Here is a 25,934-nt window from a genome sequence, read left to right as displayed (position 1 = left end):
TGGAAAAGCCCCTTCACCGGGAAGGGGCGCCAGAACAGCTGAATCAGTCGGCCAGGTCCTGCTCCTCGATGGTCAGGTTGTGGTTGGTGAACACGCAGATGTCGCCGGCGATGTTCAGGGCGGTCTCGGCGATTTCGCGGGCCGAGAGGTCGGTCTTGTTCAGCAGGGCACGGGCTGCGGCCTGGGCATAGGCGCCGCCGGAACCCATGGCGATCAGGCCATCTTCGGGTTCGACCACGTCACCGTTGCCGGTGATGATCAGGGATGCATCCTTGTTGGCCACGGCCAGCATGGCTTCCAGGCGGCTCAGGGAGCGGTCGGTACGCCATTCCTTGGCCAGCTCGACGGCGGCGCGTACCAGGTGGCCCTGGTGTTTTTCCAGCTGACCTTCAAAGCGCTCGAACAGGGTGAAGGCGTCGGCAGTGGCGCCGGCGAAGCCCGCGATGACCTGGCCGTGGTACAGGCGGCGCACCTTCTTGGCGTTGCCTTTCATCACGGTGTTGCCAAGGGATACCTGGCCGTCGCCGCCCATGACGACTTTGCCGTTACGGCGGACAGAAACGATTGTGGTCAAGGGGAGAGTCTCCACGCAGCGGGGCGAAAGTGCCTGATGCAGACTCATATGGGGGTGGGGGGAAGGATTTCAACCGGGGGGGATGAATGGTCGCGCTTGGCGGGGGGACTATGTGAAGGCATTCGCGGGCATGCCCGCTCCCACAGGGTTACCACATGCCTTGGAATTGTGGTGATCCTGTGGGAGCGGGCGTGCCCGCGAAGCATGTTACTCAGGCCTCGTGGCAGACGTGGCCATCGACCAAGGTATAACGCACCGCACCTGGCAGGCAGTGGCCGATGAACGGGCAGTTCTCGCCACGTGAGAACCATTGTTCGCCAGCAACGGTGGACGATTGCGGGTCGAACAGCACCAGGTCGGCCGCGCCACCCACTTTCAGCTCCCCAGCCGGCAGGCGCAGGGCGGCAGCCGGGCCGCTGCTCAGGCGGGCCAGCAAGGTCGGCAGATCGAGCAGGCCGTCTTGCACCAGGGTCATGGCCAGTGGCAGCAGCAACTCGACGCTGCTGATACCCGGCTCGGTGGCGCCGAACGGGGCCAGCTTGGCGTCGCGCTCGTGCGGCTGGTGGTGGCTGGAGATGGCCTGGATCACCCCCGACTTCACCGCCTCACGCAATCCGTCACGGTCGGCAGCGGTGCGCAGCGGCGGCTGCACGTGATACAGGCTGGAGAACTCGCGCAGCGACTCGTCCGTGAGGATCAGCTGGTACAGCGCTACATCGGCGGTCACAGGCAGGCCCAAAGCCTGGGCCTGGGCGATCAGCCGCGCGCCACGGGCGCTGGTGATCTGGCTGAAGTGCGCACGCACACCGCTCTGTTCCACCAGCAGCAGGTTGCGCGCCAGGGCCACGGTTTCGGCGCTTTCCGGGATGCCCGGCAGGCCGAGGAAGCTGGCCATGGCACCTTCGTGGGCCAGGCCGCCCTGGGCCAGGTCGCGGTCCTGGGAGTGGAACACCACCGTCAGGTCGAAGGTGGCGGCATACTCCAGGGCGCGGGCCAGGGTACGGTTGTTGGGGATTTCCTTCAGGCCGTTGCCAAACGCTACGCAACCGGTGTCACGCAGGGCCACCAGTTCGGCCAGTTGCTCGCCCTCCAGGCCCTTGGTCAGGGCGCCGACCGGGTAGACCTTGCTGTTGGCGGCTTCACGGGCGCGGTCAAGAATAAGTTCGGCTACCGCCGAGGTGTCCAGCACCGGCTTGGTCTGTGGCGGGCAGCACAGGCTGGTGACACCGCCGGCAACGGCAGCGCGGGTTTCACTGGCGATGTTGCCTTTGCGGCTGTAACCCGGCTCGCGCAGGGACACGCCCAGGTCGACCAGGCCGGGCGCAGCGACCAGGCCATCAGCCTGGATCGTGCGGCTGGCGTTGAAGCCGGCCGGTGCGGCGCCGATGGCGACAATGCGGCCGCCGTCCAGGTGCAGGTCGGTGACCTGATCCAGGCCGCTGTTGGGGTCGATCACCCGGGCGCCAAGAATACTGATGGTCACTGGGCGTTCTCCTGGTCCAATTGACGTTGCGCGTTCTGCCCGCTCATGGCCATGGACAGCACGGCCATGCGCACGGCGATACCGTAGGTGACCTGGTTGAGGATCACCGAGTGCTTGCCATCGGCTACCGCCGACTCGATTTCTACGCCACGGTTGATCGGGCCCGGGTGCATGACGATGGCGTCAGGCTTGGCCCCGGCCAGGCGCGCGGTCGTCAGGCCGAACAGGCGGTAGAACTCGCCTTCACTGGGCAGCAGGCCACCGGCCATGCGCTCACGCTGCAGGCGCAGCATGATCACCACGTCGACGTCTTTCAGGCCTTCGGCGAGGTCGGTGTAGACCTTTACGCCGTACTGCTCGATACCGATCGGGATCAGGGTTTTCGGCCCGATCACACGGATGTCCGGGCAACCCAGCGCTTTGAGCGCGAGCATGTCGGAACGGGCCACACGCGAGTGCAGGATGTCGCCGACGATCGCCACGGACAGGTTTTCGAAGCTGCCTTTGTGACGGCGGATGGTGAGCATGTCGAGCATGCCCTGGGTCGGGTGCGCGTGGCGGCCGTCACCGCCGTTGATCACGGCCACTTCCGGGCACACGTGCTCGGCGATGAAGTGCGCGGCGCCGGAGTCGGAGTGGCGTACGACGAACATGTCGGCGGCCATGGCTTCGAGGTTGCGCAGGGTGTCGAACAGGGTTTCGCCCTTGCTGGTCGAGGAGGTCGACACGTTCAGGCTGATCACGTCGGCCGACAGGCGCTGGGCTGCCAGTTCGAAGGTGGTACGGGTACGGGTCGAGTTCTCGAAGAACACGTTGCACACAGTCTTGCCGCGCAGCAACGGGACTTTTTTCACAGCCCGGGCACCGACTTCCAGGAAGGAGTCGGCGGTGTCGAGGATCTCGGTGAGCAGTTCGCGAGGCAAACCGTCAAGCGAGAGGAAGTGGCGCAGCTGGCCCTGATCATTGAGCTGCAGCGGGCGCTTGGCGTCGATTGGCGTCATCGCGGGGGACTCTTAAAGGGCGGAAGCGGAGGCGAGGTCCTGGCGCTCGAGGGCGAGCGGTGCGGGTCCGGTCAATTTTACCCGTTCATGGGCGCCCAGCGACAGGGTGGCGCCGAGCACGTTCGGGCGAATCGGCAGTTCGCCGGCATCCAGGTCCAGCAGGCAGACCAGGGTGACGCTGGCCGGGCGGCCGTAATCGAACAGTTCGTTGAGCGCCGCGCGGATGGTACGACCGCTCATCAGCACGTCATCCACCAGCACCAGGTGCTGGCCTTCGACTTCGAACGGCAACTCGGACGGGCGCACTTGTGGGTGCAGGCCGTTCTGGCTGAAGTCGTCGCGGTAGAACGACACGTCCAGGGTGCCCATTGGGCTGGTGTCGCCCATGGCATCCTGCAGGGCCTGGGCAACCCAGACGCCGCCGGTGCGGATACCGATATAACGGGGCTCGGTGATTGCCCGGCGCGCCAGGTGGGCACGAAGGTCGACAGCCATCTGCCGGATCAGCTCGGCGGGATTGGGTAGGCTCATTGCGGGCTCCTTGGAAGGGTGCGCCGGGTGGACCCGGCGGCAAAGATGATCAGGTATTGGCCTCCAGCCAGCCTTGCAGCAGCAAGGCAGCGGCAATGGCATCGACCGGATTGTCGCGGTAGCTGCCACGCTGGCCGCCACGGGCCATGCGCTCGCCTTTGGCCTCGAAGGTGGTCAGGCGCTCGTCGTGCGTGTGCACGGGCAGGTTGAAGCGGCCGTTCAGGCGGCGGGCGAACTTTTCGGCGCGGGCGCTCATCTCGCTGGGCGTACCGTCCATGTTCAGCGGCAGGCCGACGACAATGGCATCTGGCTTCCATTCGGCAATCAGCTTTTCCACCTGGGCCCAGTCCGGTACGCCGTTCTGCGCCTTCAGGGTGCACAGTTCGCGGGCCTGGCCGGTAATCACCTGGCCGACGGCCACGCCGATCTGTTTGCTGCCATAGTCGAAGCCCAGCAGCAGGCGTAGTTCAGCCATCAGGCGTGGCCCGCCTGGCTGGTCAGCAGGTGCAGGTTGATCCCCAGGCTGGCGGCCGCAGCCTCAAGGCGCAGGTCGCTGGCCATGCCGAAGACGATTTCCGGGTCGAACGGGCAGTTCAGCCAGGCGTTGTCGGCCAGTTCCGCTTCCAGTTGGCCCGCTTCCCAACCGGCATAGCCCAAGGTGATCAGGCTCTGTTTCGGCCCCACACCGGCGGCGATCGCCAGCAATATGTCTTGTGACGTGGTCAGCGACAGCCCTTCCAGCGCTACGCTGGCCTGGAAACTGCACTCGCTGCTGTGCAGCACGAAGCCGCGGTCGGTTTGTACCGGGCCACCCTGGTAGATCGGCACCTGCAAGGTGCTGGCCGGCGGCGTTTCGTCCGGGCGCAGCTGCTCGAGGATGTCGGCCAGGCTCAGTTCCTGTGGTCGGTTGACCACCAGGCCCATGGCGCCATGCTCATTGTGCTCGACGATATACGTGAGGGTCTGGGCGAAGTTCGGATCGGCCATGTGCGGCATGGCGATCAGGAACTGGTGCTTGAGGTAGCTGGGTGCGAGGGTTTTCATGGGGGATAGTGTGGCGCCAGGTGGCGAGACTGACAAGGTGCGGATTTGTGTCGTCAGGTTGGCGCTTGGCTTGAGGTTTTTGGCGCTTTTGAGATCGAGCGCCGCCCGCGCGGCGCTCGATATCCGCGCTAGCACGCACCGAAAGCCCTACACCAAGGCTGAACTCAATTACTGGACAAACGGTCCCCACGGGCAAAGCGCCAGGTGCGGATGATCTCCAGCCGGTCGAACTCGGCCAGATCACCGGTAAACGGTGCAAACGGCGCGGCCAGCCGCACGATGCGCTGCGCCGCCTGATCCAGCACGGGCTGCCCGGACGATTCCAGCACCAGCACCTCGTACAGCGAGCCATCGCGGTTGATCGACACCATCATGCGCAAATTGCCGTAGATCTGCTGTCGGCGTGCTTCATCGGGGTAGTTCAGGTTACCCACGCGCTCGACCTTCTTGCGCCACTCTTCCTTGTACCAGGCGCCCTTGTCGCGCATGGTCGACGCGGCGTTCAGGCGATGGATGCGCGGGCGCTTGGCGTACATCTGCTGTTCGTTGGACAGCTCCGCTTCCAGGCTGGCGATCTGGCTGGACAACTGCGAGCTGTCGAAGTCCGGCGTCGGTGTGGCTGGCTTGGGCTGTGCTTTGCTTTCCTTGGGTTTGGGTTCGACCTTGTGCGGCTTGGGCGCAGTAGTCACCACCGCCGACTTTTTCGGGGTAGGGGGGGGTACCACCTCGGGCCTGGCCGCAGGCGGTGGGGTGATTTTGTTGATCTTGCTGTCCTGGAACGGCGCCAGCTCGGTGGTCTTGGGCACCGCTTTCTTGTCCAGGGTGCCGCTGCCTTGCTGGTTGTCCTGGGCCTGGAAGTCAGCCTTCTCGGGCGGTTTCTCGCTCTTGAAGGTGGCCAGGGTGATGTCCATGGTGTGGCGGATTTCGGCAGGCTTGACCACGGTGAAGCCGACGCCAAGGATCAGCGCCAGGTGCACCAGCGCAGCCAGGAACAGGGTGAAGCCAAGCCGGTCCGCAGGGCGAACACGGGGAGGCAGCAGGTCGGCAGGGACGTCAGCGGGCAGCGTCATCAGGTATCCAGCAACCGCAGGGCGGGGCAGCAGCTCAGTCGAATAGGACCGGCATCATACCCCACTCTACGGCTTTACTTCGCGTTGGCTGTCAGCGTGCCTTTAGCTTGCGATCAATGGCATCCATCAGCTTGCCACCGATATCGGTGTTGTAGGCGGCATCGATTTCGCGGATACAGGTGGGGCTGGTGACGTTGATTTCGGTGAGGTAGTCGCCGATCACGTCCAGGCCAACGAACAGCAGGCCCTTCTCGCGCAGCGTCGGGCCGACCTGGGCGGCGATCCAGCGGTCGCGCTCGGTCAGTGGGCGGGCTTCGCCACGCCCGCCCGCGGCCAGGTTGCCACGGGTTTCGCCGCTGGCCGGAATGCGTGCCAGGCAATAGTCCACTGGCTCGCCATCGATCATCAGGATGCGCTTGTCACCGTCCTTGATTGCCGGCAGGTAGGCTTGGGCCATGATCTGCTGGGTGCCCAGTGCGGTCAGGGTTTCCAGGATCACCGACAGGTTGGGGTCGCCCGCCCGGTGACGGAAGATCGACGTACCGCCCATGCCATCCAGTGGCTTGAGGATCACGTCGGCATGCTTGGCGGTGAATTCGCGAAGGATGTCCGGGCGGCGGCTGACCAGGGTCGGGGTGGTGCATTGCGGGAACAGCGTGGCGAACATCTTCTCGTTGCAGTCGCGCAGGCTTTGCGGGCGGTTTACCACCAGTACGCCGTCGTTCTCGGCTTGTTCCAGCAGGTAAGTGCTATAGACGAACTCCATGTCGAAGGGCGGGTCCTTGCGCATCAGGATCACGTCCAGCTCGGCCAGCGGGCTGTCCTGCTCCTCGCCCAGTTCGAACCAGCGTGCAGGGTCGGCAAACACCGTCAGCGGGCGCATGCGGGCGCGGGCCTTGCCTTCGCCCTGGTACAGGTCTTGCTGTTCCATGTAGAACAAGCTCCAGCCGCGTGCCTGGGCGGCCAGCAGCATGGCCAGCGAGCTGTCCTTCTTGTAGGAGATGGACGCGATGGGGTCCATTACAATGCCGAGGCGAACGCTCATGGGGGGTCCTCTTGGCGGCAGGTGGCCGCGGTGGATCGAAAGAAAAGTGGCTCAGGGTGGCGCCGGGAGCGCCGCCGGTCAAGGGGCGCGGCAGATGGAATGGCCACCCGGAGTGTGCTAAAAATGCAGCTGCAAGCCTTGAGCTACAAGCCTCAAGAAAAGAGCATCCATGCGCCGAGCTGCTTTCTTGCAGCTTGCCGCTTGCAACTTGCGGCTTCAATCCTATTGGTAGGCGTCTATGGAACAACCCCTGAAGGTGATGGTGATCGACGATTCCCGCACGATCCGCCGCACCGCGCAGATGTTGCTCGGTGAAGCGGGCTGCGAGGTAATCACCGCCAGCGATGGCTTCGATGCCCTGGCCAAGATCGTCGACCATCAGCCCAGCATCATTTTCGTCGATGTGCTGATGCCACGCCTGGACGGCTACCAGACCTGCGCGGTTATCAAGCACAACAGTGCCTTCAAGGACACCCCGGTTATCCTGCTGTCGTCCCGCGATGGGCTGTTCGACAAGGCCCGCGGCCGGGTGGTCGGTTCCGATCAGTTCCTGACCAAACCGTTCAGCAAGGAAGAACTGCTCGACGCGATCCGCGCCCATGTGCCCGGGTTCGCCACACCTCAACAACACGCACCCTGACCGAGCCCCGCCATGGCGCGGTCCTACTTTCCTGATGGGGAAACAGCATGGCCCGAGTTCTGATTGTCGACGACTCGCCGACAGAGATGTACAGATTGACCGAATGGCTGGAAAAGCACGGCTACCAGGTGCTCAAGGCCAGCAACGGTGCCGACGGCGTGGCCCTGGCCCGGCAGGACAAGCCTGACGCGGTGCTGATGGACATCGTCATGCCTGGCATGAACGGTTTCCAGGCCACCCGCCAGCTCAGCAAGGACCCGGACACCAGCGCTATTCCAGTGATCGTGGTAACCACCAAGGACCAGGAAACCGACCGTATCTGGGCCACGCGCCAGGGTGCCCGTGACTTCCTGACCAAACCGGTGGAAGAGGAGGCGCTGATCGCCAAGCTCAAAGAAGTGCTGGGGGCTTGACCACCCGCCCGCAAGGCGCGTCGCTGACCGCCTTTGAGTTGTTGCTGGACATCGACCGGCGCTGTCGCCTGCTGGTTGCCGACCAGCCGCCGCAGGACAACCGCGTGCAGCAGTGGAGCGGCATTGGCTTTCGCATTGCCGGGCAGTGGTTCGTCGCGCCCATGGGCGAAGTGGCCGAGGTGCTGCGCGAACCGCGCAGTAGCCGCGTCCCCGGCGTGCAGCCGTGGGTGTGCGGGGTGGCCAACCTGCGTGGCCGGCTGTTGCCGGTGATGGACCTGAGCTGCTTCTTCGGCCTGGGCCACGCCGCACCGGGCAAGCAGCGGCGAGTGCTGGTGCTGGATCACGACGACCTGTTCGTCGGCTTGCTGGTCGACGAGGTGCTGGGCCTTCAGCACTTTGCCCTCGACAGCCTGCAGCTGTCGCCGCCGCAGCCTCTGATCCTTGCCGCTGCGCGCTTTGTGCAGGGGTATTTTCCGCGTGAACGTAACTGGGCGATCTTCAGCCCCTTTGCCTTGGCCCAGGCGCCAGGCTTTCTCGATGTGGCGTTATAGGACCTGCGAACGTGAACAAGCCTGCCACCCCCGTCACTGCCACCACCGTGAGCCCACGTACCCGCAGCATCGCGCAGATCACCGTGCTGTTCCTGATCCTGATCCTTTCGATCATCTTGCTGTTCGCCAACTTTGCTTACCTGAATACCCAATCCAACTACGACAAGCAGTACATCGGCCATGCCGGCGAGCTGCGCGTGCTGTCGCAGCGTATCGCCAAGAACGCCACCGAGGCGGCCACCGGCAAGGCCCTGGCTTTCAAGCTGCTGTCGGATGCACGCAATGATTTCGAACGACGCTGGGGCTACCTGCGCCAGGGTGACAAGTCCACTGGCCTGCCGCCTGCGCCACCTTCGGTGCGTGACGAGATGGAATCGGTACGCCGCGACTGGGAAAACCTGCGCAAGAACACCGACATCATCCTGGCCAGCGAGCAGACCGTGCTGTCGCTGCACCAGGTGGCAGCGACCCTGGCCGAGACCGTGCCGCAGTTGCAGGTGGAATACGAAAAAGTGGTCGAGATCCTGCTGCAGAGCGGTGCCCCGGCCAATCAGGTTGCGGTGGCCCAGCGCCAGCTGTTGCTGGCCGAACGTATCCTTGGCTCGGTCAACACCGTGCTGGCCGGTGACGACAGCGCCGCCCAGGCGGCCGATGCCTTCGGCCGTGACGCCGGGCGCTTTGGCCAGGTGCTGGAGGGCATGCTCAATGGCAATGCGACAATCCAGATAACCCGCGTCGAGGACGCCGACGCGCGTGCGCGGCTGGCCGAAATCGCCGAGTTGTTCCAGTTCGTTGCCGGTTCGGTGGATGAAATCCTCGAAACCTCGCCCGAACTGTTCCGTGTGCGGGAGGCTGCGGGCAACATCTTCAGCCTTTCGCAAACCCTGCTCGACGAAGCGTCGCACCTGGCGAACGGTTTCGAGAACCTGGCTGGCGGGCGCACCCTCGACACCGTTGGCGGCTATGCCCTGGGGCTGCTGGCGCTGGCCTCGATCATCCTCATCGGCCTGGTCATGGTGCGCACCACCAACCGCCAACTGCGCGAGACCGCAGAAAAGAACGAACGCAACCAGCAGGCCATCATGCGCCTGCTCGACGAAATCGAAGAGCTGGCAGATGGCGACCTGACGGTGACCGTATCGGTGACTGAAGACTTTACCGGCGCCATTGCCGACTCGATCAACTATTCCGTGGACCAGTTGCGCGACCTGGTCGCCACCATCAACCACAGTGCAATGCAGGTCGCTGCCGCCGTGCAGGACACGCAGAACACTGCGCGGCAGCTGGCCAAGGCCTCCGAGCACCAGGCTGCACAGATCAGCGAGGCGTCCGAGGCGGTGGGTGACATGGTCGAGTCGATCGATCGGGTTTCGGCGCATGCTTACGAATCGGCCAAGGTGGCCGAGCGTTCGGTGGCCATCGCCAACAAGGGCAACGAGGTGGTGCACAACACCATCAACGGCATGGACAACATTCGCGAGCAGATCCAGGACACCGCCAAGCGGATCAAGCGCCTGGGCGAGTCCTCACAGGAAATCGGCGATATCGTCAGCCTGATCGACGACATTGCCGACCAGACCAACATTCTTGCCCTGAACGCCGCTATCCAGGCCTCGCTGGCCGGTGAGGCCGGCCGCGGATTTGCCGTGGTTGCCGACGAGGTGCAGCGCCTGGCTGAGCGCTCATCGTCTGCCACCCGCCAGATCGAGGCGCTGGTGCGTACCATCCAGGCCGATACCAACGAAGCGGTGATCTCCATGGAGCAGACCACTGCCGAAGTGGTGCGTGGTGCACGCCTGGCCCAGGATGCCGGGGTGGCGCTGGCCGAGATCGAAGGGGTATCGCAGAACCTCGCCGACCTTATCCACAGCATCTCCGACGCTGCCCAGTTGCAGACCTCGTCGGCCGGGCAGATCTCCCACACCATGGCGGTGATCCAGCAGATTACCGCGCAAACCTCTGCCGGCTCCGGTGCCACCGCCGACAGCATCCGCCACTTGGCCCGCATGGCCAGCGAGATGCGCCGTTCGGTGTCCGGTTTCACCCTGCCACCACCGACCGAGCCGCGTTAAGGAATAGTGACCATGGCTTCTGCAGTAAGCCCCGAGCGTCACGAAACAGTGGCGCTGGCCTGGACCAAGGCCGCCATCCTCGATTGCCTGGGCCAGGCACGGCAGGCGCTGGAGCGCTTTGCCGGCGAGACGGGTGACCTGTCGATGATGGCTTTTGTGGTCGATAACCTGCACCAGGTGCACGGCTGCCTGCGCATGCTCGAACTGCGCGGCGCCACGCGCCTGGCCGAGGAGCTGGAGCTGTTCGCCAAGGCATTGGCCGACGGCCAGGTCAGCCCCCGGGGTGATTGCCTGGGCGCATTGTTCCGCGGCCTGGAGCAGTTGCCCTCGTACCTGGAGCGGTTGCGCGGTGCCCGCCACGACCTGCCACTGGTCATGCTGCCGTTGCTCAACCAGCTGCGTGCCTGCCGTGGGGAGGAACCGCTGGCCCAGGCCAGCCTGATGACCGGTGCCGCCCAACGCTTTGCGGGTGACGATGACCTTGCCAACCTCGACCTGTCGCTGGGCAACTGGCGTGACCAGTTGCAGGCCGGGTCAGGGCGCGATGCGCTGCGTTCGGTGGTGACTGCACTGTGCGACGACTTGATGCGCATCAAGGAGCGCCTGGACCAGTACGGCCGCGGCGACCGTCAGCACAGCGAGCAGCTCGATGCGCTGCTGGCACCGTTGCGCCACGTGGCTGACACCCTGGCGGTACTGGGCTTTCAGCAACCGCGGCGGGTGATCATCGACCAGGTGTTGGCGTTGCAGGCATTGGCTCAGGGCGAGCGGGCGGTGGACGACGCGGTGTTGATGGACGTGGCGGGGGCCCTGCTGTACGTGGAGGCCTCCCTGAACGGCATGGTCGGCCCTTTGGAGGAAAGCGGCCAAGGCAGCCTGCCAGGCTCGGACCTGGCGGAGATACGCCAGCTGGTGCTGCATGAAGCGCTGAACGTGTTGCAGCAGGCCAAGGATCTGATCGGCGATTACCTGGAGTCCGACTGGCCCCGGCAACGCTTGCAACCCTTGCCGGGGCTGTTGCAGCAGATCCGCGGGGCACTGGCCATGTTGATGCTGCCCGCCGTGGCCGAGCTGTTTGTCGGCTGCGCAAGCTATGTGCAGCGTTGGTTGCAGCACCTGGAGGAAGAGCCGCCGGTTGATGAGCTGACGCACTTGGCTGAGGCGCTGAGCGCTGCCGAATGCTACCTGCAATGGCGGGCGGCCGACCCGCTGGCCGATGGCCAACCCTTTATCGAGATGGCGCGGGCCAGCTTGGCGGCGCTGGGTGTGCAGTGCGCGGTAGTTGGGGCCAGCGCAGACTTGGACGGCAGTGGCGACGGCATCGATGACGAGCTTCGCGAGGTGTTCCTTGATGAAGCGGGCGAGCTGCTGCCGGAAATCGAGCGCCACTGGCTGCGCTGGCGTGCCGACAACCAGCAGCGCGAGGCGCTGGGCGAAGTGCGTCGCGCGCTGCATACACTCAAAGGCAGTGGCCGCATGGTGCATGCTGAGGCGGTGGCTGAACTGGCCTGGGGCGCCGAGCACCTGCTGAACCGGGTGCTCGAGGGCCGCAGCGTGCTCACCCCGGAAGGGGTTGTAGCGCTGCAGCAGGTGTTCGTTCACCTGCCTGACTTGCTGGCCGACTTTGCCGCCGGCCAGTTGCCGCAACTGACTGAAATCGAGCAATTGGCCGGGCACCTGCACAGCCTGGCCGAAAACGATGCCCCGGCGGCTGCCGGTGTCGATGGCCTCGATCCGCAGTTGCTGGGCATTTTTCGTACCGAGGCGCAGGGCCATCTGGCCAGCCTTGAGGTTTATCTGCAAAGCGCCGGTGGCCACGACACGCCGGTCAGCGATGACTTGCAGCGTGCCTTGCACACGCTCAAAGGCAGTGCCGCCATGGCCGGGGTGATGCCGGTCGCCGAACTGGCCACCGCCTTCGACCGCCTGGCCCGTGAATACAAGGGTCATCAACTGCCACTGCAAATGGCCGAGATGGAGTGGCTGGAAGCTGCGCGGTCGTTGTTCCATCTGGGCTTGGCGCAACTCGATAGCACACCGCTGGCCGCCATTCCCGGCGCCGCGGAACTGATCGAGCAGGTGGGCCAGGCCGTGGACGGCCGCCTGGCCAGTCTGCATGAAGACTCGCACCCTGCCGGCCGCAGCAAGCGTGATCCGCAGTTGGTCGCCAGCTTCCTGGCGCAGGCCATGGACATTCTGCTCGATGCAGAGACGTTGTTGTCGCGCTGGCAGCAACAGCCCGCCCAGCGTGACGCACTGGATCACCTGCTCGACCAGATGACCACCCTGGGGCACGCTGCGCACCTGGCCGACCTGTGGCAGATGGATGAGGTGTGCGAGGCGTTGCTGGACCTGTATGGCGCGGTGGAGGAGGGCAGCCTGCCTGCCGATTCCCGCTTCTTCAGCCAGGCCCAGCGGGCCCATGAGGCCTTGCTGGACATGCTGGACGAAGTGGCGGCCGGGCAGGATATTCCACCGCGCCCGGAGCTGGTCGACAGCCTGCGCAACCTGCTGGACCAGGCCCTGGCGCCGGATGCCACCGGCCTGGTGGGCATCGACACGGTCACACCGCTGCACCCGGACATGGACCTGGCCGATACCTTGGGGCTGCCGCACCCGCCGTTGCAGCCGCAGGTGGCAGAGCCGCTTGCCGAGGAGCCGGAAAGCCCCGGCGAAGAGCTGCTGGAAGTGTTCCTGGAAGAAAGCTCGGACATCGTCGAGAGCGCCGCGGCGGCGCTGGCGCGCTGGCAGGCCGACCCGCGCAGCAGCGTCGAGGTGGACAACCTGATGCGCGACCTGCACACCCTCAAAGGCGTGGCGCGCATGGTCGAAATCACCCCGATCGGCGACCTGGCCCACGAACTGGAGTTCCTCTACGAGCTGTTGGCTGCGGGTAGATTGCCGCCAAGCGCGCCACTGTTCGCACTGCTGCAGAACTGCCACGACCGGCTGGCGCATATGCTTGACGCTGTGCGCCTGGGGCAGCCGCTGCATGCCGCCACGGCGCTGATCGACTACATTCGCAACTTCAGCAGCGCCGCACTGACAGACACTGCCGCAGGCCAGGGGCCGCCAGAAGCTGCAACCGCCGAAGTTCCGGCAGCAGCACCAGAGCGGGCACCGGGTGATATGGTCAAGGTCGACGCCGAGCTGCTCGACGACCTGGGTAACCTGGCCGGCGAGCACTCGATCATCCGGGGGCGCATCGAGCAGCAGGTCAACGACGCGCAGTTCGCCCTCAACGAGATGGAAACCACACTCGAGCGCATGCGTGATCAGTTGCTGCGTCTGGATGTCGAGACCCAGGGGCGAATCTCCAGCCGGCAGCAGTTCGAAGGCGATGCCTATGACGACTTCGACCCGCTGGAAATGGACCGCCACTCCCAGCTGCAGCAGCTGTCACGGGCCCTCTTCGAGTCTGCCTCGGACCTGCTGGACCTGAAGGAAACCCTGGCTCAGCGTGCTCAGGAGGCCTACAGCCTGCTGCAACAGCAGGCGCGGGTGAACAGCCAGTTGCAGGAGGGCCTGACTGCCACCCTGATGGTGCCGTTCGAGCGCCTGGTGCCGCGCTTGCAGCGCGTGGTGCGGCAGGTGGCCAGCGAGCTGGGCAAGCAGGTGGAACTGGTGGTTGGCAATGCCGAGGGCGAACTGGACCGCAGCGTGCTGGAACGTATGGTGGCGCCGCTGGAGCATATGCTGCGCAACGCCGTTGACCACGGCCTGGAAAGCCGCGCAATGCGCCTGGCCGCCGGCAAGCCGGAGCAGGGTACCATTCACCTGAATTTGCTGCATGAGGGCGCCGATATCGTCATCGAAATGACGGATGATGGTGCTGGCGTGCCACTGGAAGCGGTGCGGCGCAAGGCCATCAAGCGCGGCCTATTGGACCCGCAGGCGCAGTTGAGTGACCACGAAATCCTGCAGTTTATCCTGCGGCCAGGCTTTTCCACCGCCGAAAAGATTACCCAGATTTCCGGGCGCGGGCTGGGCATGGATGTGGTGCACGAGGAGGTCAAGCAACTGGGTGGCTCGATGAGTATCGAGTCGGCGCCGGGCAAGGGGGCGCGTTTCCTGATCCGCCTGCCGTTCACCGTGTCGATCAACCGTGCGCTGATGGTGCACCTGGGCGAAGAGCAATACGCTATTCCGCTCAATACCATCGAGGGCATCGTCCGCGTGCCACCTGCCGAGCTTGCGGCGTGCTACCAGCTGGACTCGCCGCGCTATGTCTATGCCGGCCACGAATACGAGCTGCGCTACCTGGGCGAGTTGCTGCAAGGCCTGCCGCGCCCGGCGCTGCTGGGGCAAAGTGTGCCGTTGCCGGTGCTGCTGGTGCATTCCAAGGAGCAGTCGTTTGCCATCCAGGCCGACAACCTGTCGCCCAGCCGTGAGATCGTGGTGAAAAGCCTGGGGCCGCAGTTTGCCGCGGTTGCCGGGTTATCGGGGGCGACACTGCTGGGCGATGGCCGGGTGGTACTGATTCTTGACCTGCTGGGCCAGCTGCGCGGCCAGCAGCGACGGCTGGCCCGCCTGCCCGGAGGCGGTAGCCAACGCCAGTTGCTTGGCCCGGCACCGCGCCGTGCCTTGCTGGTGATGGTGGTGGACGATTCGGTAACCGTACGCAAGGTCACCAGCCGCCTGCTGGAGCGCCACGGCATGAGCGTGCTCACGGCCAAGGATGGCGTCGATGCCATGGCCCTGCTGGAAGAGCACCGGCCCGACGTGTTGTTGCTGGACATCGAAATGCCGCGCATGGACGGCTTCGAGGTGGCCACACGCATCCGCCGTGACGCACGGTTGAAAGACTTGCCGATCATCATGATCACCTCGCGTACCGGGCAGAAGCACCGGGACCGCGCCATGGCCATCGGCGTCAACGAATACCTGGGCAAGCCGTACCAGGAGTCGCTGCTGTTGCAGAGCATCGCCCATTGGAGCCAGGCCCATGCTTGAACTGATTTCCGGCCAGCGCAGCAGCCTGACCGGGTTGTTGCTACCGTTGGGGGACCGCACGCTGGTGTTGCCCAACGTGGCGGTGGCCGAGTTGAGCGGGCAGCGTAACCTGGTGTGCCAGCATGGCGACCCCGCCTGGCACCTGGGGTGGATTGACTGGCGTCAGCAACGCCTGCCGTTGATCGGTTTCGAGGCCGCGTGCGGTGGTGAGACGCCGTGCGGGGAGCGGGCTCGCGTGGTGGTGCTCAATGCTTTGGGCGATACCGGTTTGCGGTACCTGGCGCTGTTGCTGCAGGACATTCCGCGCTCGTGCAAGCTCGACAGCCAGCTGAACTACGTGGATGTGGCGCTGGGCAGGTTGGAGCTGGCGGCGGTGCAGGTGGGTGAGCAGGTGGCGCGGGTACCGGACCTGGTCGCCTTGGAAAGGCTGGTGCGTGACGCGGATCTGCAACCTGACCTTGGTTAGGATGTGAGGCGCAGGGCCTCTTCGCGGGTAAACCCGCTCCTACAATGGCTGCGCGCTCAGTTGTAGGAGCGGGTTTACCCGCGAAGGGGTCATCAACATCACAACAGGAACCCAGCCCACCTCAGGAGGTCTGTGTTTGCATGTATTACGGTGAACGCTTCAACGCCTGGACCCACCTGGTCGGTGCCGTCCTCGCTGCTATTGGTGCCATCTGGCTGATCGTGGTCGCGGGCCTGCAAGGCGACCCGTGGAAGATCGTCAGCTTCTCCATCTACGGCGGCACGCTGCTGTTGCTGTACAGCATCTCCACCCTGTACCACAGCACCCGTGGGCGGGCGAAAGTGATCATGCGCAAGCTCGACCACCTGTCGATCTATCTGCTGATTGCCGGTAGCTACACGCCGTTTTGCCTGGTCAGCCTGCGCGGCCCTTGGGGATGGAGCCTGTTCGGTGTGGTCTGGGGGCTGGCGATCATCGGCATGTTGCAAGAGATCAAGCCGCGCTCCGAGGCGCGTATCCTGTCGATCATCATCTACGCAGTGATGGGCTGGATCGTGCTGGTGGCAGTCAAACCACTGCTGAACTCGCTGGGCACTGCAGGCTTCGCCTGGCTGGCTGCCGGCGGCGTGTTCTACACCGTCGGCATCATTTTCTTCGCCTTCGACAGCCGTTTCCGCCATTGGCATGGCATCTGGCACCTGTTCGTGATCGCTGGCAGCCTGATGCACTTCGTGGCGGTGTCGTTCTACGTGCGCTAGTTAAAAATCGCCCCACAACTGCTGTGCCACCGACAGCGCCACCACCGGCGCGGTCTCGGTGCGCAGCACGCGCGGGCCAAGGCGTGCTGCGTGGAAGCCGGCGGCTTTGGCCTGCTCGACTTCGGCCTCGCTAAGGCCGCCTTCGGGGCCGATCACAAAGGCCAGGGTTGCGGGCTTTGCATGGCTGGTGAGCGGCTCGGCCACCGGGTGCAGGACCAGTTTCAGGTCAGCCTCGGTGCTGCTCAACCATTCGGCCAGGGTCACAGGTGGGTGGATGACGGGCAAGGTAGAACGCCCGCATTGTTCACAGGCGCTGATCGCCACTTGGCGCCAGTGGGCCAGGCGCTTGTCGGCGCGTTCGTCTTTCAGGCGCACTTCGCAGCGTTCGCTGACGATCGGGGTGATTTCGTTGGCACCAAGCTCGGTGGCCTTCTGGATTGCCCAGTCCATGCGCTCGCCACGGGAAAGGCCCTGGCCCAGGTGCACATGCAGCGGTGAATCGGCCTGGCCGGCAAAGGCCTGGTCAAGGCTGACGCGGACAGTTTTCTTGCCCACCTCGAGCAACTGACCACGGTATTCCTGGCCGCTGCCATCGAACAGCTGCACGGCGTCGCCGGGGGCCATGCGCAGCACGCGGCCAATGTAATGGGCCTGGGCCTCGGGCAGGTCGTGCTCGCCAAGGCTCAGGGGGGCGTCGATGAAGAAGCGGGACAGTCTCATGGGTTTGCTCGGTAAATAGAGAGACGCAGATCCCCTGTGGGAGCGGGCGTGCCCGCGAATCAGGCGCCGCGGTGCCTGGCAAGGGCTTCGCCCTTGTTCGCGGGCTCGCCCGCTCCCACAGGAAAAGTGGTGTGGCGAATTGCCGGGCCTAGCCCGGGTCGCGGAAGTCGGGGTGGAAGTTGGCCGGCACTGCGACACTGATGCTGTCGCGGGTGGCGATATCGATGCCTTCGCTGGCCACTTCGGCAAGGAAGTCGATCTGCTCGGGGGTGATCACGTAAGGCGGCAGGAAATACACCACGCTGCCCAGCGGTCGCAGCAGGGCGCCGCGGGTCAGGGCGTGCTCGAACACCTTCAGGCCACGGCGCTCCTGCCAGGGGTAGGCAACCTTGCCTGCCTTGTCTTGAACCATTTCGATGGCCAGGGCCATGCCAGTCTGGCGTATTTCGGCAACATGAGCATGATCGGCCAAATGTGCAGTGGCTGTGGCCATGCGCGTGGCCAGGGCCTTGTTGGCCTCGATCACGTTGTCCTGCTCGAAGATATCCAGGGTCGCCAGCGCTGCAGCGCACGCCAGCGGGTTGCCGGTGTAGCTGTGCGAGTGCAGGAACGCGCGCAGTGTCGGGTAGTCGTCGTAGAACGCCTGGTACACCTTGTCGGTGGTCAGGCAGGCGGCCAGCGGCAGGTAGCCGCCGGTCAGGGCCTTGGACAGGCACAGGAAATCCGGGCGGATGCCGGCTTGCTCGCAGGCGAACATCGTGCCGGTGCGGCCGAAGCCCACGGCGATCTCGTCATGGATCAGATGCACGTCGTAGCGGTCGCAGGCCTCGCGCAACAACTTGAGGTACACCGGGTGGTACATGCGCATGCCACCGGCACCCTGTATCAGCGGCTCGACGATCACGGCGCTGATCGAGGCGTGGTGTTCGGCCAGGGTCTGCTCCATGGCCTGGAACATGTTGCGCGAGTGCTCTTCCCAGCTCATGCCCTCGGGGCGCAGGTAGCAGTCAGGGCTTGGCACCTTGAGGGTGTCGAGCAGCAGCGCCTTGTAGGTTTCGGTGAACAGCGGCACATCACCCACCGACATGGCGGCAATGGTTTCGCCGTGATAGCTGTTGGTCAGGGTGACGAAGCGCTTCTTGTCCGGTTTGCCGATGTTCTGCCAGTAGTGGAAGCTCATCTTCAGCGCCACCTCGATGCACGACGAGCCATTGTCGGCATAGAACACCCGGTCGAGACCGGCCGGGGTCATGGCGACCAGGCGCTCGGACAGCTCGATCACTGGCTGATGACTGAAACCGGCCAGGATCACGTGCTCGAGCTGGTCGACCTGGTCCTTGATGCGCTGGTTGATGCGCGGGTTGGCATGGCCGAAGACGTTGACCCACCAACTGCTCACCGCATCCAGATAGCGTTTGCCCTCGAAGTCTTCCAGCCACACGCCTTCGCCGCGCTTGATCGGGATCAGCGGCAGCTGCTCGTGGTCTTTCATCTGGGTACAGGGGTGCCACAGGACCTTGAGGTCGCGTTGCATCCACTGATCATTGAGGCCCATGGGCACTTCTCCTGGCTTTGCGGCGTGGTTCGACCGCGTAAGCCTAAGCAATGCCGCAGGGCAGGACAACCGCTGCCGTTCAATGGCGGTGGGTGCCGGTCCATTCCAGCTTGCGGATATGCACGGTGCCGGCGTGCGAGGTGGAGATGGTCAGGCGCCGAAAGGGGCCGTCAATCACCTGGTAGTAGGGGTGTGTAGCGATCGGGCCCGGGCGAGCGTCCCGGAAGCCGCTACCTTCGAGGGTGAGCCAGTAAAAAATGCGAGGGGATGGCGCAACCAGGTCATAGTCGATGTTCTCGGCATCGAACAACATGTGCAGGTCTTCGCTCAGAAAGTCGCTGACTACGTAGTATTCCAGCCGCAGGGACTCGACCTCTTGAGCGAACGCAATCGAAATTTCGCTGTGTTCACCAATGACCAGCTCGGTACCGTCCTCGCCCTTGAAGGCTTCGTGAAAGCCGATCCAGGACGTGCTGCTGGCGTGGAAGCTCAGGCCTGAGGCTGTGCGAAGTGTCTGCCTGTGTAACAGAAGCTGCCGCTCCACTTGGTTGAAACGCTCCTCGAAGATCATGCGCAGCCCCCCCTGGCGGGCTTTTGGCCATCTTCGCCAGCTTCGCCTACCACCCTGTGACGTGGCTACTGGCAAAAATGTCAGTTGCCAAAAGGACTTGATGTCACTGCGCTGGCAGGGTGACCGGACCTGACGTATTCTTAACGCATCTTCCCGGGGCATTCCTGCCTCTCCCCGTTTCTGTAACCTCTGACTCGGAGTTCGCCGACATGGCTGCTGCTTGGGTGCGCCTGTGCGCGTTGGTATTGATTGGTGTGTCCAGCGGCGCTGCGCTGGCAAAAGACAAGACGCCCACGGCGATTGTCGTGGGGGGTGGCCTGGCAGGCCTGACGGCAGCCTACGAGCTGCAGAACAAAGGCTGGCAGGTGACCCTGCTGGAGGCCAAGGCGGGCATGGGCGGGCGTTCGGGCCTGGCCACCAGCGAGTGGATCGGCAACGCCAAGGCACAGCCGGTGCTCAACCAGTACCTCGACCGTTTCAAGCTTGAAACACTGCCGGCGCCCGAGTTCGTGCGTACCCCGGGTTACTTGATTGACGGCGAATACTTCAGCGCCAGCGACCTGGCCACCAAGCAACCGGCCACTGCTGAGGCGCTCAAGCGTTACGAGAAAACCCTTGATGACCTGGCCCGTTCGATCGATGACCCGCTGAACCCGCAGGCAACCAGCACGCTGTTCGCCCTTGACCAGATCAACGTCTCCACCTGGCTGGACAAACTGCAACTGCCGGCCACCGCCCGTCAGTTGATCAATCAGCAGATCCGCACCCGCTACGATGAACCGTCGCGCCTGTCGCTGCTGTACTTCGCCCAGCAGAACCGCGTGTACCGCGGCGTCAGCGACCGCGACCTGCGCGCCGCGCGCCTGCCCGGTGGCAGCCCGGTGCTGGCCCAGGCTTTCGTCAAGCAGTTGAAAACCATCAAGACCAGCTCGCCGGTTACCGCCATTGTCCAGGACAAGGATGGTGTCACGGTAAAAGTCGGCAGCGTCGGCTACAAGGCGGATTATCTGGTCATGGCTGTGCCCCTGCGCGCGCTGGCCAAGATTCAGATGACCCCTGGCCTGGACAGCCAACACCTGGCGGCGCTCAAGGGCACCAACTATGGTTGGCGCGACCAGATCATGCTCAAGTTCAAGAAACCCGTATGGGAAAGCCGCGCACGCATGTCGGGCGAAATCTTCAGTAACGCCGGCCTCGGCATGCTGTGGGTCGAACCGGCGCTCAAGGGTGGTGCCAATGTGGTGATCAACCTGTCCGGCGATAACGCTCGCCTGCTGCAGGCGTTTGGTGAAAAGCAGATGGTCGACCAGGTGTTGATCCGTCTGCATGCGTTCTACCCACAGGCCCGTGGTGCTTTCACCGGTTACGAGGTCAAGCGATACAGCGCGGACGCTGGCACGGGTGGTGCCTACCTGGCCTACGGTCCGGGGCAGATCAGCAAATACTGGCGCCTGTGGGAACGTCCGGTGCAGCGCATTACCTTTGCCGGTGAGCACACGGATGCCCTGTATCCGGGCACTCTGGAAGGCGCCCTGCGCAGTGGCCAGCGTGCGGCCAGCCAGGCACAGGACCTGTTGGCCGGCAAGTCGTTCGACCCGGCCAAGGCGCTGCCGGTTGCGGCGGCGGCAGGTGCGGTGGCCGCCAAGGAGAGCAAGGGCGGATTCTTCTCCAATATGTTCGGCGGTTCGTCCGACAAGGGCGACAAAGCTGACAAGGCGCCGGCCAAAGCTGAGCCTAAGCAGGCCGAAGAGGCCAAGCAGGACAAGCCAGGCTTCTTCAAGCGCCTGTTTGGTGGGGCGCAAACGCCAGAGATGAAGGCTGAGCCAATAGCCAAGGCTGAGGAAGTGGCGCCTGCACCTGCGCCCGCTCCACAGGCGGCTCCGGCTCCTGCCGCGCCTGCGCCTGTAGCCAAGGAAGCGGCCGCCAAGCCTGCGGCAACCAAAGCCGCTCCTGCCAAGCATGCGCCCGCGCACAAGCCAGCCCACAAGCCTGCCGAGACGAAGAAGGCGACAGCCAAGTCGGAGCCTGCGAAGAAGGCTGTAACCAATACCCAGGCCAAGGCGGGCTGATCGATCGACAGTGTCGGCCTGTTCGCAGCCTGAGGGCCGGCACTGCAACCCCAACTCTCCGACTATCGTTAATGTTTTCTTAATGGTCAGCTAACAGAATAAATATCGGATTCCTCGATAATCCAAAGCAATTTTTTCCGCTTTTCTTCGATACGTTACGCGTTAGTCTGTGCATAGCTTTCACGGGGAAACACGCAACATGCAACTGCGCAATTCACCTTCTCGCTACGGCGTGGTCAGCATCATCCTGCACTGGGGCGTGGCGCTGGCAGTTTTCGGCCTGTTCGGCCTGGGCTTGTGGATGGTCGGCCTCGACTACTACAGCCCTTGGCGCAAAGCTGGCCCGGACCTGCACAAGAGCATCGGCCTGGTGCTGCTGGCGGTGATGCTGCTGCGGGTAGTCTGGCGTTTCATCAGCCCGCCACCACCGGCACCCACCAACCACGGCGCAATCACACGCCTGGCGGCCAAGCTGGGCCACCTGGCCCTGTACCTTGGTCTGTTTGCGGTGATGGCTGCCGGTTACCTGATTTCCACCGCCGACGGCGTCGGCATTCCGGTGTTCGGCCTGTTCGAAGTGCCGGCACTGATCAGCGACCTGCCTGACCAGGCAGATGTGGCGGGTGTGGTTCATTTGTGGCTGGCTTGGGGGCTGGTGATTTTTGCCGTGCTGCATGCCCTTGCCGCGCTCAAGCATCATTTCATCGACCGTGACGCGACCCTGACTCGCATGCTGGGCCGCAAAGCTTGACTCTCAACCTCAATTACACAGGAAGGAACAGGATGTTGAAAAAGACTTTTGCCGCTCTGGCGCTCGGTACCGCTCTGCTCTCTGCTGGCCAGGCCATGGCTGCCGAGTACAAGATCGACAAGGAAGGCCAGCACGCGTTCGTTGACTGGAAAATCAGCCACCTGGGCTACAGCTTTATCCACGGTACTTTCAAGGATTTCGACGGCAACTTCAGCTGGGACAGTGCCAAGCCTGAAGCCAGCAAGATTAGCGTCGACTTGAAAACTGCCAGCCTGTGGTCGAACCACGCCGAGCGTGACAAGCACATCGCCAGCGCCGACTTCCTCGACGTGAAGAAGTACCCGGACGCCAAATTCGTCTCCACCAGCGTCAAGTCGACTGGCGACAAGACGGCTGACGTGACCGGCGACCTGACCATGCACGGTGTCACCAAACCGGTGACGTTCAAGGCTACCTTCAACGGTGAAGGCAAGGACCCATGGGGTGGCGAGCGCGCTGGCTTCAACGCCACCACCACGCTGAACCTGAACGACTTCGGCATCAAAGGCCCAGGTGCTACTTCGCAGACCCTGGACCTGGATATCAGTGTCGAAGGTGTGAAGCAGAAGTAATTTCTGCCAGCTGAAAACCGAGGGGGCCGCTTTGCGGCCCTATCACGACACAAGGCCGCTCCTGCAGAGATCAAGAAATTCTCTGCAGGAGCGGCCTTGTGTCGTGATAGGGCTGCGAAGCAGCCCCCTCGGTACTTCTATCAGCCCTTGCGGGTCAGCAGCGCTGGGCGCTCACCGCGTGGGCGGCTTGGCAGGTCATCCAGTTGCTCAGGCGTCGGGAAACGGTCCAGTTTGGACTCCTTGCGAATGATCACTGGCTGTTTTTCCGGCTGACGCGGGTTGCGCACGGCCGGCTCTTGCCGGGCAGCATCGTCACGCGCGGGGCGACCACGGCCACCGCCGCCATCACGACGGGCACCGCCACCGTTGTTGGCACGGGGCGGGCGTTTCTCTCCGCCGGCACTGCCACCACTGCGTGGCTGGCCGCCATTGCGGGCTTGGCCTTGGCCGCCAGCGTTGCTGCGTTGACCATTGCCTTGCCCCTGACCTTGGCCGGCAGCGCCTGGGCGGCGGTTGCGGCCCTGGTTCTTGCCCTGGTACGGACTGACATAGTCGGCGCGGTTACCGAAGTTATCGACTTCGTCGTCCAGGAACTCTTCCGGGTCGCGGTCTGCTGGCGGTTTCGGCACGCCGTTATTGCTGGCCTGCTGTGGGCGTGGCTTCTTGTCACGCGGCTTGCGCGGCTGCTGCTGCTTGTCGCCGCTCTTTTCCTTGTCGTCCGGCTTGGCCGCAGCTGGCTGCCTGGCTTTGCCTTTGTCCTTGCCTTTGTCCTTGCGGCCGCCGTTGCTGTCTTTGGCACCTTCGCCGCGGGCTTGCTGGTTGCGGCCACCGCGGCCGTTGTTTTGCGGGCGCTCGCGTGTTTCAGGCTTCTCGGCTTCGACCTGGCTGGCGTCGAAGCCCATCAGGTCGCCATCCGCGATGCGCTGCTTGGTCACCCGCTCGATGCTCTTGAGCAGCTTTTCTTCATCTGGTGCGACCAGGGAAATAGCTTCGCCCGAACGACCGGCACGGCCGGTACGGCCAATGCGGTGGACGTAGTCTTCCTCGACATTCGGCAGCTCGAAGTTGACAACGTGGGGCAACTGGTCGATGTCCAGGCCGCGGGCAGCGATGTCGGTGGCGACCAGTACGCGCACGCTGTTGGCCTTGAAATCGGCCAAAGCCTTGGTGCGGGCGTTCTGGCTCTTGTTGCCGTGGATCGCGGCGGCGGTCAGGCCTTGCTTTTCCAGGTACTCGGCCAGGCGGTTGGCACCGTGCTTGGTTCGGGTGAACACCAACACCTGTTCCCAGGCGCCCAAGGTGATCAGGTGCGCCAGCAGGGCACGCTTGTGGCTGGCAGGCAGCCGGTACACCCGCTGCTCGATACGCTCGACGGTGGTGTTCGGCGGGGTGACCTCGATACGCTCCGGGTTGTGCAGGAGCTTGTCGGCGAGGTCGGTGATGTCCTTGGAGAAGGTGGCCGAGAACAGCAGGTTCTGCCGCTTGGCCGGCAGGCGGGCGAGCACCTTCTTGACATCGTGGATGAAGCCCATGTCGAGCATGCGATCGGCTTCATCAAGTACCAGGATTTCCACGTGGGCCAGGTCGACCTTGCCTTGCCCGGCCAGGTCGAGCAGGCGGCCTGGACAGGCGACCAGCACATCAACGCCTTTGGCAATGGCCTGGATCTGCGGGTTCATGCCAACGCCGCCGAAGATGCAGGCGCTGACCAGTGGCAGGTCACGGGCATAGACTTTGAAACTGTCATGCACCTGGGCTGCCAGTTCGCGGGTCGGTGTCAGGACCAGTACGCGAGGCTGGCGCGGGCCATGGCGCTGCGATTTGTCGGGATGGCCGGCCGGGAACAGGCGCTCGAGAATCGGCAGGGCGAAGCCGCCGGTTTTACCCGTACCTGTCTGTGCGGCAACCATCAGGTCGCGGCCTTGCAACACGGCGGGAATGGCCCGCTGTTGCACGGGGGTCGGCTGGGTGTAGCCCGCAGCCTCGATAGCGCGGACAAGAGCCTCGGAGAGACCGAGGGAAGCAAAGGACATGGGCGATCCTGTTCTCGTGTGGGCTGGGCCCGTTGGGATGTTCTGCCTGGCGCGACGGGCATCGGTGAAATGCGATCGCGTCCGGTCCAGCTGGGCTTTCACTGCACATCCGGGAAACGGAGGCTGGACGCGAAGGGGCGTCGGTGCCGATCGGGATGCCTGTTGCGAGGCCGAGCGTCCGGGCGTGAGCCGGGCGGGAAGGCCCGAGTATAACAGAGCTATCGCGCTGTGCTGCTTTCCTGCTGCTCAACGGCGTTGAGAATGTTTCCAGTGTCGCTTGTATAGCGGTTGCTGATCGCTGCATAGGCCGGTTCCTGCTTGAACCGCTGCAGCTCTTCGGCAAAGGCCACGGCCAGTGCCTCGCGCCCAGGCTTGCGCACCAGGCCCAAATACTGCGCCTGGCGGCTGACTACCAGCGGCAGTTCTTCGACTTGCTGTTGCAGGCCGAGCTGGCGGAGCAGGTAATGCCCGGCCCGGCGGTCGGTGATCGCCAGGTCGATACGGCCCAGCACCAGCTTGCCGAAGTTGGCTTCGTGGGTGGGTGCGGCTTCGCGCTTGAAGTGCGGGGCCTCGGTGAACGCTTTACCGTAGGTGTAGCCGGGCGATGTGCCGACGGTGAGGCCGGCGAGGTCGTCCAGGTGGGTGACGGCATGGCGGCGCGAGCGGCTTTGGAACAGGACGAATTCGACTTCCGACATAGGTTCGGAGCCATACACCATGTAGGGTTGGCGCGCGTCCGTCTGGAAGATGTCGAGAATGCCATCGGCCAGGCCCTGCTCAGCCATCGCCAAGCAGCGCTTCCAAGGCAGGAATTGCCACTCCACTTCGACGCCGAGGCGTGCGAAGACCTGGCTGGCGACTTCGTAGTCGATGCCGCGCGGTTGGCCGTTGTGCTGAAACACATAAGGTGCCCAGTCGTCGGTTACCAGGCGCAAGCGTTCGCCCAGAGCCAACGGGCTCAGGCAAACGAGCAGGAGGATCCAGAACAGACGGGCGATATGTGGCATGGCCGGAGATTACGCG

General features: G+C 64.1%; 23 protein-coding genes. 10 read left to right on the top strand and 13 right to left on the bottom strand.

Annotated elements, in window-relative coordinates:
* Positions 1–43: 43 nt before the first annotated feature.
* The 8 genes from hslV to gshB form a co-directional block, all read right to left on the bottom strand.
* Entirely contained in the window at positions 44–574 is a 531-nt protein-coding gene (gene hslV, locus KW568_RS26765) for an ATP-dependent protease subunit HslV (protein ID WP_003249309.1), read from the bottom strand.
* A gap of 211 nt (positions 575–785) precedes the next feature.
* Entirely contained in the window at positions 786–2,057 is a 1,272-nt protein-coding gene (locus tag KW568_RS26760) for a dihydroorotase (RefSeq protein ID WP_004576723.1), read from the bottom strand.
* Positions 2,054–3,058 carry an aspartate carbamoyltransferase catalytic subunit gene (locus tag KW568_RS26755; protein WP_003249311.1) on the bottom strand — a complete coding sequence of 335 codons (1,005 nt, stop codon included), beginning with the start codon at positions 3,056–3,058 and terminating at the stop codon, positions 2,054–2,056. Before KW568_RS26755 ends, KW568_RS26760 begins: the two co-directional genes overlap by 4 nt.
* A gap of 12 nt (positions 3,059–3,070) precedes the next feature.
* Positions 3,071–3,589: a bifunctional pyr operon transcriptional regulator/uracil phosphoribosyltransferase PyrR gene (gene pyrR, locus KW568_RS26750; protein ID WP_003249313.1), complete on the bottom strand. Its 519-nt coding sequence runs from the start codon at positions 3,587–3,589 to the stop codon at positions 3,071–3,073.
* A 49-nt stretch (positions 3,590–3,638) separates the two neighbouring features.
* Positions 3,639–4,064, bottom strand: coding sequence for a Holliday junction resolvase RuvX (gene ruvX / locus KW568_RS26745; RefSeq protein WP_003249316.1), 426 nt, complete (start codon positions 4,062–4,064; stop codon positions 3,639–3,641).
* Complete coding sequence (locus KW568_RS26740) at positions 4,064–4,633, bottom strand: YqgE/AlgH family protein (RefSeq protein ID WP_003249318.1); 570 nt, start codon at positions 4,631–4,633, stop codon at positions 4,064–4,066. The genes ruvX and KW568_RS26740 overlap by 1 nt, the downstream gene beginning before the upstream one ends.
* Before the next feature lie 164 nt (positions 4,634–4,797).
* Positions 4,798–5,703, bottom strand: a complete 906-nt coding sequence (locus tag KW568_RS26735; protein WP_003249319.1) for an energy transducer TonB — start codon at positions 5,701–5,703, stop codon at positions 4,798–4,800.
* Between the two features lie 91 nt (positions 5,704–5,794).
* Positions 5,795–6,748, bottom strand: coding sequence for a glutathione synthase (gshB, locus tag KW568_RS26730; protein WP_003249322.1), 954 nt, complete (start codon positions 6,746–6,748; stop codon positions 5,795–5,797).
* Between the two features lie 238 nt (positions 6,749–6,986).
* Between gshB and KW568_RS26725 the strand changes: the two genes are divergently transcribed.
* The 7 genes from KW568_RS26725 (at position 6,987) to trhA (ending at position 16,601) form a co-directional block, all read left to right on the top strand.
* Entirely contained in the window at positions 6,987–7,388 is a 402-nt protein-coding gene (locus KW568_RS26725; protein WP_003249324.1) for a PleD family two-component system response regulator, read from the top strand.
* Positions 7,389–7,435: 47 nt separating this feature from the next.
* Positions 7,436–7,801, top strand: coding sequence for a twitching motility response regulator PilH (gene pilH / locus KW568_RS26720; protein WP_003249327.1), 366 nt, complete (start codon positions 7,436–7,438; stop codon positions 7,799–7,801).
* Complete coding sequence (locus KW568_RS26715; RefSeq protein WP_003249330.1) at positions 7,798–8,352, top strand: chemotaxis protein CheW; 555 nt, start codon at positions 7,798–7,800, stop codon at positions 8,350–8,352. Before pilH ends, KW568_RS26715 begins: the two co-directional genes overlap by 4 nt.
* 47 nt (positions 8,353–8,399) lie before the next feature.
* Positions 8,400–10,424, top strand: a complete 2,025-nt coding sequence (locus tag KW568_RS26710; RefSeq protein ID WP_223817433.1) for a methyl-accepting chemotaxis protein — start codon at positions 8,400–8,402, stop codon at positions 10,422–10,424.
* Positions 10,425–10,436: 12 nt separating this feature from the next.
* Positions 10,437–15,377, top strand: a complete 4,941-nt coding sequence (locus KW568_RS26705; protein WP_004576722.1) for an Hpt domain-containing protein — start codon at positions 10,437–10,439, stop codon at positions 15,375–15,377.
* Positions 15,370–15,843 (top strand): chemotaxis protein CheW, encoded by a 474-nt coding sequence (locus tag KW568_RS26700; protein WP_003249336.1) that lies wholly within the window; start codon positions 15,370–15,372, stop codon positions 15,841–15,843. Before KW568_RS26705 ends, KW568_RS26700 begins: the two co-directional genes overlap by 8 nt.
* A gap of 140 nt (positions 15,844–15,983) precedes the next feature.
* On the top strand, positions 15,984–16,601 hold the full coding sequence (gene trhA / locus KW568_RS26695) for a PAQR family membrane homeostasis protein TrhA (protein WP_003249338.1): 618 nt from the start codon (positions 15,984–15,986) through the stop codon (positions 16,599–16,601).
* Here the strand turns inward: trhA and KW568_RS26690 are convergent, their stop codons facing one another.
* The 3 genes from KW568_RS26690 to KW568_RS26680 all read right to left on the bottom strand — a co-directional run bounded on the left by KW568_RS26690 (position 16,602) and on the right by KW568_RS26680 (position 19,447).
* Complete coding sequence (locus tag KW568_RS26690) at positions 16,602–17,321, bottom strand: 16S rRNA (uracil(1498)-N(3))-methyltransferase (protein WP_004576721.1); 720 nt, start codon at positions 17,319–17,321, stop codon at positions 16,602–16,604.
* 148 nt (positions 17,322–17,469) lie between these two features.
* On the bottom strand, positions 17,470–18,876 hold the full coding sequence (locus KW568_RS26685; protein ID WP_004576720.1) for an adenosylmethionine--8-amino-7-oxononanoate transaminase: 1,407 nt from the start codon (positions 18,874–18,876) through the stop codon (positions 17,470–17,472).
* Positions 18,877–18,955: 79 nt separating this feature from the next.
* The gene (locus KW568_RS26680; protein WP_003249344.1) at positions 18,956–19,447 is read right to left on the bottom strand and encodes a hypothetical protein; all 492 of its coding nucleotides are present in this window, start codon (positions 19,445–19,447) and stop codon (positions 18,956–18,958) included.
* 209 nt (positions 19,448–19,656) lie between these two features.
* Between KW568_RS26680 and KW568_RS26675 the strand changes: the two genes are divergently transcribed.
* The 3 genes from KW568_RS26675 (at position 19,657) to KW568_RS26665 (ending at position 22,878) form a co-directional block, all read left to right on the top strand.
* Positions 19,657–21,516, top strand: coding sequence for a flavin monoamine oxidase family protein (locus KW568_RS26675; protein WP_004576719.1), 1,860 nt, complete (start codon positions 19,657–19,659; stop codon positions 21,514–21,516).
* A 199-nt stretch (positions 21,517–21,715) separates the two neighbouring features.
* The gene (locus KW568_RS26670) at positions 21,716–22,267 is read left to right on the top strand and encodes a cytochrome b (RefSeq protein ID WP_003249347.1); all 552 of its coding nucleotides are present in this window, start codon (positions 21,716–21,718) and stop codon (positions 22,265–22,267) included.
* A gap of 32 nt (positions 22,268–22,299) precedes the next feature.
* Entirely contained in the window at positions 22,300–22,878 is a 579-nt protein-coding gene (locus KW568_RS26665) for a YceI family protein (RefSeq protein ID WP_003249350.1), read from the top strand.
* Positions 22,879–23,018: 140 nt separating this feature from the next.
* Here KW568_RS26665 and KW568_RS26660 read toward each other — a convergent pair whose 3' ends face one another.
* Positions 23,019–24,911, bottom strand: a complete 1,893-nt coding sequence (locus KW568_RS26660) for a DEAD/DEAH box helicase (protein WP_004576718.1) — start codon at positions 24,909–24,911, stop codon at positions 23,019–23,021.
* A gap of 218 nt (positions 24,912–25,129) precedes the next feature.
* Positions 25,130–25,918, bottom strand: coding sequence for an ABC transporter substrate-binding protein (locus KW568_RS26655; RefSeq protein ID WP_004576717.1), 789 nt, complete (start codon positions 25,916–25,918; stop codon positions 25,130–25,132).
* Positions 25,919–25,934 lie beyond the last annotated feature (16 nt).

The organism is Pseudomonas sp. HD6515, from assembly GCF_024971855.1.
GTDB classification, from domain to species: Bacteria; Pseudomonadota; Gammaproteobacteria; order Pseudomonadales; family Pseudomonadaceae; genus Aquipseudomonas; species Aquipseudomonas alloputida.
Note: the sequence above shows the minus strand (reverse complement) of the source record. Positions and strands in the feature narration are given on the sequence as shown.